Consider the following 15749-nt stretch of genomic DNA (forward strand, 5'->3'; position numbering starts at 1 on the left):
GCCACAATGAACGCACACATCATGCAGGACGCTCAGCAAGTCGCGATGAGCTTCCTTATCCGTCAGGCCACGCTCATCGAGCCGACGGTCTACGCGATCCGGTATCAGGACATCCAGTATCCGTCCCTGGTCCCGGTTGACACTTCGGCGCCCGAATGGATCCAGTCCGTCACGTATTTCTCGATGGATTCGGTCGGCCAGGCGCAGTGGTTCAACGGCAATGCGCACGACGTGCCCAAGGTCGAGCTGACCCGCGAGAAGTTCGAGACGACCGTCTCCATGGCGGCGATCGGCTACGGCTACAATCTCGAGGAGCTCGGCACCGCCCAGCTGCTCGGCATGAACCTGTCGAATGACAAGGCCTCGGCCGCCCGCCGCATCGCCGAGGAGAAGATCGACAGCGTTGCCTTCGTCGGTGATGCCGGCAAGGGCTTCCTTGGCCTGGTCAACTCGACCACGCCCACGGCAACCACGGCGCCGGCGGATGGCACGGGTTCGGCCACGACCTTCGCGTCGAAAACGCCCGACCAGATCCTTCGCGACATCAACGGCCAGCTCACCGGCATCTTCACCGGCGCGCTGGGCGCCGAGATCGCGGACACCATCCTGCTGCCGTACTCGGTGCTGCTCGACATCTCGACGCGCCGGATCGACGCGGTGAACCAGACCACGATCCTCGAGTGGGTGATGAAGAACAACATCTACACGCTGGTGACGGGCCAGCCGCTCACCATCCGCGGCATGTTCGGCTACCTCGATGCGTCGGGCGCCGGCAGCACCAAGCGCATGGTGGCCTATCGCCGCTCGCCCGAGGTGTTGAAGTTCCACATGCCGATGCCGTTCCGGTTCCTGCCGGCCTGGCAGACCGGGCCGATCAAGTTCGATGTTCCCGGCATCTTCCGTCTCGGTGGTGTCGACATCCGCCGGCCGAAGTCGATCCGCTATCTCGACGGCGTCTGAGGAGGCGATGATGAAAGTCACCAACACCCAGGCTGGCCCTCGCGGTCTCAATACCAAGGATGGTCCGGTTCTCGTCGAGCCGGGCCAGACCGTCGACGCCGATCTCTCGGACGCCGAACTGAAGGTTGCCAAGGGCACCGGCTGGTTCGAGTTCGGAGCAGCCGCGGCCAAGGCGGTCGAAGAGAAGAAAGCCTAACACCATGGCCGGCTACGGAACCGATGACGCCCTCAAGGCATATTGGGACGCGGCCGGCTATACCTATGCGGCGGATGCCCCGTTTGCTGCTCTGCGGCAGCGGGGCAGCGCCTACATCGACGGCACCTATGGGCTGCGGTTTTCGGGTCAGCCGACGGGCGGCATTGCCCAGGAGCGGGAATGGCCGCGCACCGGCGCCACGGCCTATGGCTCTGCGCTTGCCTCCGATCTCATCCCGACAAGGGTTGAACAGGCCAGTTATGAGGCAGCCTACATCGAATTGAAGAAGCCGGGATCGCTGTCGATCTCGTTCGACCCGTCCAAGAAGGTAAAGCGCCAGAAGGTCGAGGGCATCGAGCGCGAGTTCTTTGAGCCGGGCGACGATGGCAACATCTTCGCACCCGACGCGCCAGTCTCGACCATCATTGAGGGTCTGTTGGCTCCGCTGATCGGCCCGGTGACGGGGTTCCCCGCCATCATGGTGGTCTGACGTGGCCGGTTTCTATGACGACATGGCCGAAATGGTCACCGAACTGCTCCAGCCAGACGCCGCCGGCGGGCTGGGGCAGGGCGTGGTCCAGTTGAAGCGCGAGACGCCCGGCGTTGTCGATCCTGACCAGCCTTGGGCGCCGGTCGAGCCGACGGTGGTGCTCTATCCGCTCGATGCTGCTGTTAAGCGCGTCGACCAGCGGTATGAAAACGGCGTTTTGATCGTCGAGACCGGAGACATGGTGACGTTCGCCGTGCCAGAGGTCGTGCCACTGCTCACCGACTCCCTGATGATAGACGGATCCGAGCGCGTCATCACCAGCCTACGGCCGACGCCTGCGGCGGGGACCGTGGTGGCATGGACGGCGTTCTGCGCGGCTTAGTAGGTTGTGCAGTTCACGTTTCCGGTGCCGGTTGCACGGCAACTCGTGAACGTAGTCCTCTGTGGCTGATAGACTGGTGGCGCAGGCGGTGCGTAGACTGTTGTAGTACCGGAGCTGCGGAACCTTGCCTCTTTTGCGGCTCGTAGGCTCGATGCTTCACCTTGGATGCATCGTGCCATCTCGTCTGTTCCGGGCTTGAAGCCATATGCCTGACAACGAGGTTCGAAATAAGCGGCGATAGTTGCCGGCGAAGCCGTTTGGAACCAAGCCAACGATCCCGGGATTCCAATATAATGCTCACCTTGTACGCCGGTGCAGGCGGTGAGCGGAAGCGCGCAGATCACGGTGAGAAAAGCGAAGCGAGTTGAATACATCGTGTCCCCCCAAAAGTAACCCCTGTGCATATCAGTGGCATTCGTTGAGCAGGATCGCAAGGAGAACTGATCGATGCTCGTCCGCCTCACGCCTCGTCAGCGCTTCGATATCCTCGTCTCTCAATTCGAGCCGGCTGTTCGCACCGCCTTCATCGAAGCGATCGACGACATCAGGTCGAACATCGTCCTGCGCCGCGTGTTTGAACGCCTGGAGCGTGGCGACATCAACGGCGCGATAAACGCCATGCACCTTGATCCGGCCGCCTTCCGCCCGCTGGATGAGGCGATCCGGGCGGCTTTCAACGGCGGCGGCGTCGCGACAGTCGACCAGTTCCCGACCCTGCGCGATCCGTCCGGTCATCGCATCGTGGTGCGCTGGGATGCTCGCAATATGGCGGCCGAGCAGTGGCTACAGGCTCATTCGGCGCAGCTGATCACCGGCATCGTCCAAGATCAGCAGACCGCGATCAGGGCGGCGCTGGAAACCGGGCTCGCACGAGGGGACAACCCGACCAAGACGGCCGTTACTGTCGTCGGGCGTGTCTCCACCATCACCGGGCGGCGAGAGGGCGGCATCATCGGCTTGACCGGTCCGCAGGCCTCATTCGTCGCCACCGCGCGCGAGGAACTGCTATCCGGCGATCCAGTCCAGATGCGGAACTATCTCGAGCGGACGCGGCGGGACAAGCGGTTCGACAAGACCGTGGCCAAGGCGATCGCCGACGGCAAGCCTGTTCCCGCAGCAATGGTCGACAGAATCACCGGCCGGTACGCTGACAGCCTTCTGAAGCTGAGGGCAGACACCATCGGCCTGCATGAAACCTTCGCTGCCTTGGGCGCCTCGAAAGACATCGCCTTTCGGCAGCAGATGGAGAAGGGCAACCTTCAGGCCCAGCATGTCACCAAAGGCTGGAAGCACACGCCGCAGGAGCACGGCCGGATGCAGCACATCGCCATGCAAGGGCAGGTGGTCCCGTTCGATCAGTCTTTCACGGCGCCGGACGGCACCGCAATCCCGTACCCGCATGCACCCGGGGTTCCGACCAGGCACACACTCGGCTGCAAGTGCTTCTGCGAATACAAGATCGATTTCGTCGCCCAGTTGGTGCGGTGATGGCGTCTTTTGCCGCGACTGTCGGCGACTGGTGCGCCAAGGTGCCCAACGCGCTTGAGATCGTGTTCAAGGAATCGGCGCAAGAGCTTGTTTCGCAACTCGATCAGCTTCTCGCAGACGAGGTCTACGCGAAGCCCCAGCCGCCAGGGTACAAGCGCACCGGCTTCCTCCGGGCCTCGCTGATGGCGTCGACTTCGGCAATGCCGACGCTGTCGCGAAACAATCCAGGCGCACCGGTGCCGGCCGACCTCGGCGACGTCATCCTGGTCATCAATGGCGCCGATCTCGGCGACACGATCTATCTCGGATACACGGCCAACTATGCGGCCTATGTCCACTATGGCGCCAACGGCACGACACCGCGGCCTTGGGTGACGCTGGTTGCGCAGCGCTGGGTCATGATCGTCGAGGCCAAGGCGGCTGAAGTGAAGCGCAGGCTGGGGCTCTGAAATGCCGAGTATCGAAACCCAGATATGGCTCGCGCTGAAGGGCAGGGTGCAGACCCTCACGCTGTCGCCAGTTCTCCCGATCGCGTGGCCGAACGAGGATTTCGTCAAGCCGATCACCGGGTACCTGCGCGTCACCCACGTCCCGAACATCAACCGCCGGCTGTTCATCGGCTCGACCGATCCTCACCAGCGCATCGGCCTCCTCCAGATCGACGTGTTCGCCAAGAAGAACCAGGACGCGTCCGTCGCGGCGGAGATAGCTGGTCGTGTGGCGGCATGGTTCCCGACTGATCTCCAGATGACATACGGATCGATATCCCTGCGGGTGACCAAAGCCCCGGACGTCGCGCAGCCCATAGCTGACGACACCCATTGGCAGACGCCGGTGACGGTTTCTTTCGAAGCTTTTGCCTGACGCCATAAGCCGCCCCTGGCGAGGGCACCCCACCTAAACTGAAAAGGAGGCAGCAATGCCTATTAAAGTGTCCCCTGTTGCGGGCAGCCGCTTCTATATCGGTTCAGCGCCGATCGACGTTCCCGATATCGACGTGGTGGAGGCTGATTTCGCCAGCGTTTCGTGGATCGAGGTCGGCCAGTACGAGACGATGGGCAATTCCGGCGATGCCGCCCAGGGCAACTCAGTCACGCTGCTCAATCGCCGGCGCACCTACAACTGGAAGGGCTCCCGTCAGGCCCCGCAGCGTTCCGACAATTTCGCTCTGAACGTCAATGATCCCGGCCAGTTGGCGATGATCGCGGCGGAGCAGACCGACTACAACTACCCGTTCCGCATCGTTCTGAATGGCGCCCCGATCCCGAAATCCGCGGCCGCTACCATCACGATCGCCGCGCCTGGTGTCGTGACATGGACCGCGCACGGTCTCGTGGCCGGTACTAAGGTCAAGTTCTCTACCACGGGCGCTCTGCCGACCGGCCTCGTCGCCGGCACGGAATACTTCGTCAAGGCTGTTCCGGATGCCGACACGTTCACCCTTTCGGCAACGAAGGGCGGCACCGAGATCACGACGACCGGAACGCAGTCTGGTGTCCACACCGCCACGACGGTCCCGACCGGCCCGGAACGGCTGTTCATGGGCATGGTGGCCGGCGCAGAGGAAGGCATGGGCGGCGCAAACGATGCCCAGATGCTCAACTGCACCGTGCTTCCCAACACCAACTATGTCCGCGTTGCGGCGCTGGGCTGACAGGAGGTCACCATGAAAGTGTTCAATCGCGGCACCGAGGCTCAGAAGCTCTCCCATAAGGGCCAGGAATACCTTCTCGCGCCCGGCAATCACGTCGAGCTCGAACTGACCCATACCGAAGCCAAGGCCATGCCGTCGCCCTTCGAGGCGGTGGGAACGCCGATCAAGGCGCCCAAGGCCGAACCGGAGAAGAAGGCATGAGCAAGCCAGCATTGGGCGCCGGGAACGTCGATATCGAACTCGACGGCGAGAAGGTGACGCTTCGCCCCTCATTGCAGGCGGCGCAGTCCATCTCGCGCCAGAGCGGCGGCATATCCGGCGCCGTTCGCTCCGTCGGGCAGTACGATTTCGACACCATCGTCGCCGTTGTCACGCTCGGCCTCGGCCTGACCGGCAACGAGGCCAAGGAAGTGCCGAACCGTGTTTACCGAACGGGCCTCACCGACTTGATCGGCCCGGTCTCCACCTACCTGACGATCATCGCCAATGGCGGGCGGCCGATGTCGGGAGGAGAGGGAACCGAGGACCCTCAGACAGGCGCATAGGCCTTGTCGAGTTCTATAACGACCTCGCCGAGAAGGCTCTCGGCTGGCTCGGCTGGTCAGAAGAACAGGCCCTCAAAGCCGACGTGAACGCTATCCAGATCGCTTATGCCGGCCGTTGCGACATGATCGGAACGGTCCTCAAGGCTGTCTATGGCGGCGGAGACGAGACGATCGAAGTCGTCGAAAGCAGCCCGATCATGACCGAAGAAATGTTCGACGCAATGTTCGTGAGAGGGTGAACCTGTGACCGTTGCCGAACTCGGCTACCGCATCGACAGCTCGCAAGCTGTCACGGCGAAGGCCAATCTTGAAAACATGTCGGCCGCCGCGACCAAGGCGGAGGCGGCGCAGAAGAGGCTTTCGACCGCCTCCAGTGCGTCCAACGCTGCCTTGGCCAAGATCGCCTCCGGCGTCGACCAGGCGAACGCCACGCTGCTCAAGCTGTCGACACTGGTCGAAGGCGGCAATGCCTCCCTGGTCAAGCTCGTCGCGACGGCCGAGAAGACGAACACGACCCTTGCCAACATCGGTTCCGGCTCGGCTAAGGTCGTCACCGGCATCGGCAGGGTGGCCCCGGCGGCGGATAAGTCGACGAAGGCGTTGAACGACAACGCCAATGCGGCGCGGCTCACCTCATCGCAGATGCTCAACCTCTCCCGCCAGGGCAACGACGTGATCACCATGTTTGCGCTCGGTGCATCGCCGGTGCAGATATTCGCCTCGCAGATCGGGCAGGTTTATGGCGCGCTGGAAGAAGGGCCGGGCGGGCTGCGAGGTTCATTAGCGGCTGTTGGAACCGCAGCCAAGTCGGCCGGACAGGCTTTGCTCGCCTTCATGGTGACGCCGGCTGGTCTTGCTGCCGGCGCGGGGGTGGCGGCCGTTGCCGGTCTCGCCACCTACATCATCTCGACGCGCAAGGAGGTGAAAGGCCTCGACGTCCTGCTGAAGGATCATGCCGCCGTTCTCAGGGGTATCGGCGACATCTATGGAACGATCGCGGACAAGGCCAAGGATGCGTTCTCGGTATCGAGCTTGAACGGGCTGCAACTGTCGTCATCGGCGACGCAGGCCGGTCTCGGCATCCAGATTGCCAACCAGACCCAAGGCGCAATGTCGGATCTCGGTCGCTTCGTGAGCCCCGGCAAGAGTGCTGGCGGTTTCTTCAGTGTTGCCGGGGAGTTCCAGCCGTTCGCTGATGCCATTGAGCATCTGCGGAAAACCGCCAAAGATGGGACGCCCGACATCATCGGCTTCCGCAAGATGGTTGAGGACAAGTGGGCGCTTGACCCGAACAATGCCGCCTTGACGACCTCCGCCGGCAAGCTGATGGATTTGACAAAGGACGCGGATGCCGCGGCGCGCGCGCTCAAGCAGTTGCAGATTGCGCAGGAGGCTTTGGCGAAAGCCGTCGGCCCCGGTGGCCTGCCTCTTCGTCGAGGCGCACTCAGCACCGATAACATGGGCGCATATGAGCAGTACCAGGCCGCCGGCTCGGTGTCGGCCTCTCGTGCTCAGCAGGCATTCGATGCCCAGAGGCAGGGACTGTTTGCCCGATCCCCGGCAGAATTGGCGGCGTCTGCACGCGCTCAGGCAGGCGCCCAGTACAACGACAACGAGAACCCGGCAGAGCGCGCGCGCCGGATCGACATGGCCGGCCAGCAAGCCGCCTTGGCCGCTCAGCACGCCTTGGACGAGGCGCAGAAGGACAGGAAGCGCTCGCTCGACCAGACACTTGCCTCGCAGCAACTCGATCTTGACCTGATCGGCAAGACCTCCGGCGCGGCCGAAGCGATGCGCATGCAGTTCCAGTTGACGCAGCAGCTTCGTGAAGAAGCGGCGCGCAACAATGTGCCCGTCGATCAGCAGGAACTTGAGCTGATCAAGCAGAAGGCTGACGCTTATGGCGAGATGGCCAATCAGATCGCGCGCGCGCAACTCGGCAATGATCTGGCTTTTGAACGGTCGCAGCAGTTTCTGACCAAGGATGAGCAGACGATCGCCTCACGCCTTCGCGGCACCGGCATCGGGATGGATTCGCCGGAAGCCGGCCAGATGCGCGACATGACCAGGTTCGGCGAGGCGAAGGACATGGCTTCTGGGTTCCTCAACGGCTTCAAGTCCGAGCTGCTGAACAGCGGCGGCAATATCGGCAAGGCGTTGGGGACTTCGATCCTGAACGCCCTAACGAACTCGATGGACAAGGCCTGGTCGAAAATATTCGATCAGCTTGCCACGGCCTTTGCGTCTGCCCTGACGGGACAGAAGCCGGGCGGGAGCGGTCTTGCCTCGGCCGGAACCAGCGTGGTCGGCTCGATTCTTGGCGGGGCCAACGACAACTATGCCCCGGGCGCGGTTACACGCGCGCCGCTGGCTGCGGTCGGCTCTGGTGGCGTTGCCGCGCAGGCATGGAATTTCTTCAAGTCCAAGGGCCTTGCCGATCACCAGGTGGCCGGCATTCTCGGCAACATCAGCGCGGAATCGGCATTCAAGCCGACGGCGATCGGCGACGCCGGCAATGCATTCGGGCTGTTCCAGCACAATGACCGCGCCCCGCAACTTCTGAGCGCCATAGGCGGCAAGGGCAATCTCGGCGATGTGCAGGGGCAACTCGATTTCGCTTGGAAGGAATTGAACTCGTCCGAAAGCGGTGCACTCGCCCGCCTCAAGGCCGCCCCGGACGTCCGATCGGCCACAGCGGCATTCGCCGGCTTCGAACGGCCTCGAGGCTTCTCGCTCGCCAACCCTGAAGGTGCAGACAACTTCTCCGGCCGCCTTTCCGGCGCCGAGCAGGCGCTCGACAAGTTCGGTGGCACCGCCGCCAAGGCGACCGGAAGTCTCGGTTCCTTGGGCGAGGGGATGGGGAAGATGGGCAGTGCACTCAGCCAGTTTCCCACAGCGCCCGGCGGCGGCGGTGGCGGTGGCGGCTTGCTCGGGTCACTGTTTGGCGGCTTGAGCTCTGCGTTTAGCGGGACCAAAGCGTTTAGCTTTCTCAGTTCCAATCCGGGCGGCTATGTCAATTTTTATGCCGATGGCACGGAAAACGCACCCGAGGGCTGGGCGTGGGTTGGCGAGCGCGGTCCCGAACTGAAGAAGCTCCGCTCCGGTGATGTGATCCGGAGTAACCCTGCCTCGATGCAGATGGCGGCAAACCAGAACCGCGGCCAGTCGCAGGGCAAGGTCGAGCTTCACGTCCACGTCACTGGCGCAAGCGGCGATGATCATGTCCGCACGCTTGCCAAGCAGGGCGCCCAAGAGGCGATCGGCGAGTACCACCAGGGCCAGGTGAACGGCGGCTTCGGTGACACACAGCGCCGCTACACTTCTCAGAAGGGATAGGCGATGGGGTACATCAATCTCCCCACGCTCGACGTCAATTTCTTGAAGCCGGCCAGATTGTCCTTCGACACCAAGGGCGGCGGACTGGAAGGTGGTCGCAACGGCCTCGGCGAATCGATCACGATCGAAACCAGCGGCGGGGGCGTTCTTGTCGGCTCCTACGAGGGTTGTGTCGTACGGGCCCGCGAAGAGCATGAATACATCAATTGGATCGCGGCGCGCATGAACAGCTCGATCCGATTTATGAATGTGCCGATCCTATCGGACTGGGTTGGGCCGTTCCCGGTCATGAACGGCGTCCCCCGGTCTGTCATCACTCGCATTCCACATTCGGACACGTCGCTTTTTTCTGATGGCGCCGGTTATAGCCAGGCGACCGTGTTCGGCACCATGGGCGCAACTGCGGCGCTTAATGCTGGCCAGATCACGCTGAACATCTACGGCGCCGAGCGCAATCTGCGCTGGTCCGACTGGTTTTCGATCTATCACCCGACCAAGGGCTGGCGCGCTTACCGTTACTGGGAGAGTTCGGACCCTGTCCCGGTGACTGAAACCGTCGAGGGCGTGGCCTACACCGGTTCGCAATACGTCCTGTCGCTCGACCGGCCGCTGCGCGAAGCGGTGCCGGCAGGAACCCGAATCGAATTCGCGCGGCCGCGCTGCGTGATGAAGTTCCCGTCCAGCTTCACGCTGGCATGGGAGGCCGAGGGCTGGTGGCAGTCGACGCCAACGATCCAGTTCGTTGAGGGCTTCTAATGGCCTGGCAGGACCTGATTGGCTCCTACTCCGTCGACTATGTGCCTCAAGAGGTCGTCGATCGCATGGGATCGAGCCATATACTTGGCATCTTCTTCCGGCTCGACAGCGATCCCGGCCTGCATATCTGGGCAGGCGTCAACGACATCCCTGCCGGTTTCGACAGCCTAGACGAGGATGGTACCGTCTATCTCGGCGGCGGCAGGCTGCTCAACATCCCGACGCTCGAGGTGCTCGTCAATGGCCAGAGCTCCAGCGTGGAATTCGGGATATCTGGCGTCGACCCGGACACCGCGGCGAACGTGCTCGACACCATGCCCGATGTCCGCGGCAAGGATTTGAAGATCGGCTTCACCACGCTGGACGACTATTACCAGCCGACGACGCCGATCATTGCGCTTTGGACAGGAACGGCGTCGCATCCCACCGAATCCATGCCGCCAGTCTCAGGCACTGACAACCCGACCACGACCCTGACGCTTGCCGTGGTTTCGGGGTCGAACACCAGGTCGCGCGCCTCGCTGGTACTGTGGTCCGGCCCGCACCAGAAGGCGATGTATCCGACCGACAAGTTCTGCGACGGCACCGCGCGTCTGGCGCGCGGTGTCGCGCCGGCATGGCCGAATTACTAGACAAAAGGATCATTCCCGATGGATGTCTCACGTCGCAGTTTTCTGCGCGGTGCGCTGGCTATTGCTGCGGTTGCGATCGCGCAGCCAACGCTTGCTCTGGCGTCACTCCCGACGATCTATGGCGATGGTGTCCGCGACGACAGCGACGGGTTGCAGGCGCTGTTCGATGGGAGGCCGTTCCGGGTGGATGGCGTTGTCGTCAAGGCAGAGAGTGGGGCCATCGAAGGTGGACTGTTCGCCATCCGCAAGGCTGTGGTCGTTCGGGCCGACAATATTTCGATCAAAGACTGCACGTTTTTAGCGATGAGAGGGTTTACTGACCCGTACCTCATGCTGTTCGAGGGCGCGTCCAGCTGCTGCATCTATCGCAGCCATTTTGACGGCAGGAACATTCAGGATGCAGACGCAGTGCTGCTCCGCTTCAACTCCGCGCACCAATGACGCTGGAACAGTATATACGGCTGCCGCATCGCTGGCAGTGGGGGTTCACCGACTGCACGCTGTTCGCGGCCGACTGGGTGGTCGAGGCGACTGGCAAGGATCCAGCTGCCGAGCTGCGCGGCGCCTACTTCGACGCCGATGGCGCGGAAGTCATCCTGCGGGCCGCCGGCGGCTGCGAAGCCCTCGTCGGGGCAAAGCTCGGTGTTCTCGGCTTCCATCGCGTCCAGCAGCCGCAGGACGGCGATATCGGCATCATCAGCACCATGACCGGATTCGACGCCGGCGGTGTCGCCATCAAGGACATCCCGGCGATCAGGTTCGGCCCGCTCTGGGCGGTGATGTCGGCGCGCGGGGCAATGGTGAAGCATCTCGACTGGACCGGCGTGGCATGGCGTATCGCGTGAACCCGTTCGATGACGCGTTGCGCCAGGCGCTGGCCAAGGTTTCGCGAGCGCGCACCTACAATCCCGGCATCGGCGCCTTCGAGACCGCGTCGACGCAGGAGATCATCGCAGAGGGCTGGCACGGCGAATACCGCTGGCCTGTCCGCAAGGATCCGATCTTCACGCCGATCTTCACCGCCATTCTTGGCTCTGGCGGGTTCACGCTTTTCGGCACGACTGTCTCCTATGCGGCCATCGCCTCGGCCATTGCGACAACAGCCATCGTCGCCGGCGTGCAGTACCTGCTGACGCCGAAGCCGCCGAAGCCGGAGGACGGCCGCGCGCCGCTGACGCAGCCAATCCCCTACCGGTTCTGGGGGGTTGGCGAGGCCAGGCTTGCCGGCGCAATGATGCTTTGGGAAGCGGTCGACAACCGGATGTATTCGGTGCAGGCGATCGTCGGCCACCGCATCAACGCCTACACCGGCTACTACCTGAATGACGACAAGGTCGAGCTCGACGGCAACACCGTCATCAGCCCGGACGGCGACCGATACAACGACGCCGATCCTGTACGCATCTATCGCCGACTGGGGCTGACACCGGAAACTGCGATTGCCGAGATCGTAGATGATCTTGGCGCCGAAGGCGTCTGGACGTCGGAACATCGGGGCGATGGCCAGGCGTCGGTAGGCATGACATGCAACGCACCTGGTGCAGAAAACTTCCAGAAGCGGTTTCCCTACGGCAAGCCGGCTCTGTCGGTGGTCGCAGAACTGGCGCTGGTCTGGGACTTCCGCGATCCCGCGCAGGATCCGGAAAACCCGGCGACATGGGCTTTCTCGAAGAATTCGGCCCTCACTCTGGCCTGGCACGAATGTTTCAATCCGTTCGGCACAAAACGCGATTTCCGCAAGGCGCTGCTGCCGGTTCTCGACATGTGGCAGGAAGAGGCCGACGTCTGCGATGAAGACGTGCCCCGGGCCGCTGGCGGCACGGAGAAGCGCTATGAGTGCGGCGGCTTCGACACCACTGACCATGATCCGAAAAGCGGCACGAATGCCATCCTCGCCTCCTGCGACGGCTGGATGTGCGAGCGCGGCGATGGCGCGCTGCTATTCGTCGCCGGCAAGTTCAGGGAAAAGTATGTCGCCACGCTGACGGACGCCGATATCGTCGGCCACACCGTGCAGCACGATGTCCTGTTTGAGGAAGAGGTCAACCAGTTCATCCCGAAATTCACTTATCCGGCCACCGATTTCACGACAACCGACACCGACTTTTTCGAAGACACGCCGGCACAGATCGAGGCCGGTCGCGTCTTGCCGCAAGACGGCAACTATATCTGGGTCCAGCAATGGCGTCAGGCTCGCCGGCTCGGCAAGCGGGAGTTCGCGCGTCTGCGGGAGAAGAAGCGCGGCACGTTCGACGTCCGCTTCACCGGCATCAACGCGGTGTACGCGCCATGGGTCAGGCTGGCGACGCCGCGGCGGCTGCCATCGATGGATGGCAAGCTGATCGCTAACCGGCGGTCGGCCCTCTCCGTTTCGCGCGGCGGTTTTCAGATGACGTGGATCAAGATGCCTGGTTCCGGCCCGGAGATCGACGACTGGAACCCGGCGGTCGATGAAGGGGCGGCGCCACCCGTGCCGGCGAAGCCGGTTTCCGACGGCATCCCGAAGCCAATCATCGATACCGCGGCGGCAATATCCGGCAGCGGGACAGTCTACATCCGCCTCGCCTTGGTTGATCCGAACCGCAGTGATCTCACGCCGGCGCTGCGCTATCGCGTCGCCGATGTGGGCGGCGGTGTTCCTGGGGCCTGGATCGAGCAGAAATTCCCCGGGATCGCACCGGATGCCGGTCTCATCGTGCTGAACACCAATCCGGTTCCCGCCGACACATCGATCAACATCGAGGCCGTCTATATCGGGTCGAACGGCAGCTATGGCGATTACTCCGATAGCGAAACGGTGGTCTCCACAGTCGACAACACACCGCCGGCCGCCGTTTCGGGTGTGGTCGCCACTGGCGGTGTCGGCCAGGTCGCACTTACCTGGAATACGCCAAACTCCGGCAATTATGTTGCCACCAACATCCGCCGAAACACCGTCAACAACGAAGGCGCCGCAACCGTGGTCCGCACCGAATATGGCGCGCCGTCCTCGTCCGATGCCTGGACTAATACCCCGCTCGCCGCCGGCACCTATTACTACTGGCTGCGCTCGGTGAACGGCTCTGGCGTGGAAAGTACGTCCAGCGTCGCCACCGGCCCGAAAGTCGTCACCTAACCCCAGGCCGTCTAACCCGCTTCCACGAATTTCACCCTTGCCGTTCCGGCGGGGTCTCCAGCCCTGGAGCTTTCGCATGCCCGAACTGATGAACACGATCATGGCCGATGGGCCGTCCTCCAATCCGTCTCAGCCGGTCAAGGCGCTGTTGCGGGCATGGGGCACCTGGGTCGAGGGCATCATCACCGCCTTCCTGTCGAATGGCGGGTTGATCTATGACACCAAGGCGCACATGGATGCCGATCTCGCCCACGGCGCCAATTCGTCGGCATGGGTGGTGGGCGATCCGACCGTCGCCAACAACGGCATCTATCGCAAGCTCGGCGCCTCCGGTGCCGGATCGTGGACGCGCGTTGCCGATCTGCCCTACAGCTATATCAGGGCCACGGATGCCGGTGCGGGCACACCCAATGCAATCATCGCGACCAGCACCATTCCGCTCCCGTCCGCCGATGGTGGAGCGCTGATCAATTTCATTGTTTTCGAGGCGAATACCGCATCGCCAGTGACGGTAGCGTTCAACGGCGGCGCGGCGCTAACGATAAAGACGTCCGCCGGCAACGATGTCGTTCCTGGCGGTCTCGTCGCTGGCATGGTGGTTGCCGGCTATAAATCCGGCTCGACCTTCCGGCTTCTGTCCGACCCGGCCAGCGCCGCCATCCAAGCTGCGGCTGAAGCGGCTGCCGCTGCCGCCATTGCGGCCGCCGCAACGATAAATCTGCCGGCAACAACTGCTGGCGACAAGGGGAAGCTGCTAACTTTCAACGGAGCCGGGTATTCACTTTCGTTGAACTCGGGCGCGTCTGTTTTTGCCTATGGGACTGTCGACCCAACTGGCGGTTCCGATAGTTCGGCGGCATTCCAAGCGGCTGCCGCCGCTGGGAAAGCGATTATCGTCCCACCGGGGACTTATAAACTAAGTTCCACGATCAACATCACGCTGTCAGGAACCCGCTTTATTGGCGCGGGCCGTGGCAATACGGTCATCACCACATATTCGACCGGCCATGGTTTCTCGGTTGCATCTGGGTTGTCCTATATCGAGTTCAGCGACTTCACCCTGAACCGTAACGGCGTTCCAACAAGCAACGCGCAGAATGGTATCCACTTTGCGGGCATCACGGAGCGGGCTCGAGTTACGCGCATCGAGGCAACGGGCCATTGGCATAACTACCGCATGTGTGCCACAAGCCTGAGCAAGATTTACGACAACTTTTCGGACAACGCATACGGCAACGGCTACTACATCACGAATGAGGATGCCGTCGCGGCTGGCCTTCAGTGGGAGGTCATCTCCTGCTTTGCCCAGCGTTCGAACGATCGCGGCATCAAGTACTTCTCGAACTTCGGAACGTCTGCCGTTGTTGGCCCGCTTGTCGATTTCTGGAGCTACGCCAACAAGCTCGGCGGCATCGCCTACATGGGCACGTCTGGAAAGCCGATCAATGGCGTGCGCATCATCGGCGGGTTCTCCGGAGAAGAAGGTGGAGACAGTCTCTACATCGACACCTACGGCACCACCGAGAGCCACATCAATGGGCTTGAGACGGAAATCAATGGAAGCTCGGCGGTCGGCGTCAACAAAAGCATCCCGGCTCCCAATGTCGGGCGGGGCATCACGTTGACATCCAACAATACAGCCGCCCTGCTGACCGGATGCGTGGCTCTAGGGCACTCTTACTCAGGCATTGTGACGTCTTGCCCTCGCATAACCATCACCGGATGCACGGCGCGAAACAATGGCGCGGCTGAGGCCGGCGGTGAGCAGATTGGCATTTATTTGGCGGCGGGCCGCGCCGTGGTCACCGGCTGCTCCTCACTTGGCCATGACGGCCCAGCCGGATTTGGCATCTACGCCGAGAATGACACCCACATCATTGTCGGCAACGATGTCTCCGAGAGCAACACGACGCCCATTGGCGCGACTGTACCCTTCGTCAACAGCTTTGTGCAGGATAACTTTGGAGCCACGGTATTCAGCCCGCGAGACATAGGCTGGACCGCAGGCACGGGTACCGCAAACAAAGGGGCCTATGCCACTTACGGTGGCCAGACCCACGCGGCGACCTATTCGCAATCTGCGATACAAGCCGTGGACAACGCGCTGGTGAACGCATCGCGGCGCGTCCTGTCGCTCGAAGCGGCAATGCGTGCCGCTAAGCTCATAAACTAGAACATTGCTTTCCAGCTTTGGG

Annotated in this window: 20 protein-coding genes and 1 pseudogene; 19 read left to right on the forward strand and 2 right to left on the reverse strand. The window is 62.6% G+C overall.

Translation table 11 applies throughout. The features are described from left to right. Window positions 1-6 precede the first annotated feature (6 nt). The 11 genes from ACIU1A_RS09235 to ACIU1A_RS09285 all read left to right on the forward strand — a co-directional run bounded on the left by ACIU1A_RS09235 (window position 7) and on the right by ACIU1A_RS09285 (window position 5954). Window positions 7-960: a DUF2184 domain-containing protein gene (locus ACIU1A_RS09235; RefSeq protein WP_404927148.1), complete on the forward strand. Its 954-nt coding sequence runs from the start codon at window positions 7-9 to the stop codon at window positions 958-960. 7 nt (window positions 961-967) lie between these two features. Further along, a complete protein-coding gene (locus ACIU1A_RS09240; protein ID WP_404927149.1) occupies window positions 968-1156 on the forward strand; it encodes a hypothetical protein in 189 nt (62 codons plus the stop codon). 4 nt (window positions 1157-1160) lie between these two features. Beyond that, a complete protein-coding gene (locus ACIU1A_RS09245) occupies window positions 1161-1646 on the forward strand; it encodes a DnaT-like ssDNA-binding protein (RefSeq protein ID WP_404927150.1) in 486 nt (161 codons plus the stop codon). 1 nt (window position 1647) lies between these two features. Further along, window positions 1648-2028 (forward strand): hypothetical protein, encoded by a 381-nt coding sequence (locus tag ACIU1A_RS09250; protein ID WP_404927151.1) that lies wholly within the window; start codon window positions 1648-1650, stop codon window positions 2026-2028. A 447-nt stretch (window positions 2029-2475) separates the two neighbouring features. After that, window positions 2476-3516 (forward strand): head morphogenesis protein, encoded by a 1041-nt coding sequence (locus ACIU1A_RS09255; protein ID WP_404927152.1) that lies wholly within the window; start codon window positions 2476-2478, stop codon window positions 3514-3516. Continuing rightward, window positions 3516-3965 (forward strand): HK97 gp10 family phage protein, encoded by a 450-nt coding sequence (locus ACIU1A_RS09260; protein WP_246676247.1) that lies wholly within the window; start codon window positions 3516-3518, stop codon window positions 3963-3965. The genes ACIU1A_RS09255 and ACIU1A_RS09260 overlap by 1 nt, the downstream gene beginning before the upstream one ends. A gap of 1 nt (window position 3966) precedes the next feature. Further along, on the forward strand, window positions 3967-4380 hold the full coding sequence (locus tag ACIU1A_RS09265) for a DUF4128 domain-containing protein (protein ID WP_404927153.1): 414 nt from the start codon (window positions 3967-3969) through the stop codon (window positions 4378-4380). A gap of 55 nt (window positions 4381-4435) precedes the next feature. Beyond that, complete coding sequence (locus ACIU1A_RS09270; protein WP_404927154.1) at window positions 4436-5170, forward strand: hypothetical protein; 735 nt, start codon at window positions 4436-4438, stop codon at window positions 5168-5170. 12 nt (window positions 5171-5182) lie between these two features. Beyond that, complete coding sequence (locus tag ACIU1A_RS09275) at window positions 5183-5371, forward strand: hypothetical protein (RefSeq protein WP_404927155.1); 189 nt, start codon at window positions 5183-5185, stop codon at window positions 5369-5371. Then, the gene (locus ACIU1A_RS09280) at window positions 5368-5715 is read left to right on the forward strand and encodes a hypothetical protein (RefSeq protein ID WP_404927156.1); all 348 of its coding nucleotides are present in this window, start codon (window positions 5368-5370) and stop codon (window positions 5713-5715) included. Before ACIU1A_RS09275 ends, ACIU1A_RS09280 begins: the two co-directional genes overlap by 4 nt. Window positions 5716-5798: 83 nt before the next feature. Further along, window positions 5799-5954, forward strand: a complete 156-nt coding sequence (locus ACIU1A_RS09285; protein WP_404927157.1) for a hypothetical protein — start codon at window positions 5799-5801, stop codon at window positions 5952-5954. Between the two features lie 24 nt (window positions 5955-5978). Here the strand turns inward: ACIU1A_RS09285 and ACIU1A_RS09290 are convergent, their stop codons facing one another. Next, window positions 5979-6398 carry a hypothetical protein gene (locus ACIU1A_RS09290; protein ID WP_404928105.1) on the reverse strand — a complete coding sequence of 140 codons (420 nt, stop codon included), beginning with the start codon at window positions 6396-6398 and terminating at the stop codon, window positions 5979-5981. Between ACIU1A_RS09290 and ACIU1A_RS09295 the strand changes: the two are divergent. Then, window positions 6358-6546, forward strand: a pseudogene (locus tag ACIU1A_RS09295) (phage tail length tape measure family protein); the annotation flags it as partial. The gene ACIU1A_RS09290 and the pseudogene ACIU1A_RS09295 overlap by 41 nt on opposite strands. Here the strand turns inward: ACIU1A_RS09295 and ACIU1A_RS09300 are convergent. Beyond that, window positions 6496-6669, reverse strand: a complete 174-nt coding sequence (locus tag ACIU1A_RS09300) for a hypothetical protein (RefSeq protein WP_404928106.1) — start codon at window positions 6667-6669, stop codon at window positions 6496-6498. The pseudogene ACIU1A_RS09295 and the gene ACIU1A_RS09300 overlap by 51 nt on opposite strands. 78 nt (window positions 6670-6747) lie before the next feature. Here ACIU1A_RS09300 and ACIU1A_RS09305 point away from each other — a divergent pair, with 78 nt between their 5' ends. The 7 genes from ACIU1A_RS09305 (at window position 6748) to ACIU1A_RS09335 (ending at window position 15727) form a co-directional block, all read left to right on the forward strand. Then, on the forward strand, window positions 6748-9051 hold the full coding sequence (locus tag ACIU1A_RS09305; protein WP_404927891.1) for a phage tail tip lysozyme: 2304 nt from the start codon (window positions 6748-6750) through the stop codon (window positions 9049-9051). A 3-nt stretch (window positions 9052-9054) separates the two neighbouring features. Further along, complete coding sequence (locus ACIU1A_RS09310) at window positions 9055-9807, forward strand: hypothetical protein (RefSeq protein WP_404927158.1); 753 nt, start codon at window positions 9055-9057, stop codon at window positions 9805-9807. Beyond that, window positions 9807-10439 (forward strand): hypothetical protein, encoded by a 633-nt coding sequence (locus ACIU1A_RS09315; protein ID WP_140624674.1) that lies wholly within the window; start codon window positions 9807-9809, stop codon window positions 10437-10439. Before ACIU1A_RS09310 ends, ACIU1A_RS09315 begins: the two co-directional genes overlap by 1 nt. Window positions 10440-10457: 18 nt before the next feature. Next, on the forward strand, window positions 10458-10880 hold the full coding sequence (locus ACIU1A_RS09320; protein ID WP_404927159.1) for a hypothetical protein: 423 nt from the start codon (window positions 10458-10460) through the stop codon (window positions 10878-10880). After that, window positions 10877-11284, forward strand: coding sequence for a DUF6950 family protein (locus ACIU1A_RS09325; protein WP_404927160.1), 408 nt, complete (start codon window positions 10877-10879; stop codon window positions 11282-11284). Before ACIU1A_RS09320 ends, ACIU1A_RS09325 begins: the two co-directional genes overlap by 4 nt. Further along, window positions 11269-13554, forward strand: coding sequence for a hypothetical protein (locus ACIU1A_RS09330; RefSeq protein WP_404927161.1), 2286 nt, complete (start codon window positions 11269-11271; stop codon window positions 13552-13554). Before ACIU1A_RS09325 ends, ACIU1A_RS09330 begins: the two co-directional genes overlap by 16 nt. Before the next feature lie 76 nt (window positions 13555-13630). Next, a complete protein-coding gene (locus ACIU1A_RS09335; RefSeq protein WP_404927162.1) occupies window positions 13631-15727 on the forward strand; it encodes a hypothetical protein in 2097 nt (698 codons plus the stop codon). Window positions 15728-15749 lie beyond the last annotated feature (22 nt).

This window comes from Mesorhizobium maamorense (assembly GCF_044998965.1).
Classification (GTDB): domain Bacteria; phylum Pseudomonadota; class Alphaproteobacteria; order Rhizobiales; family Rhizobiaceae; genus Mesorhizobium.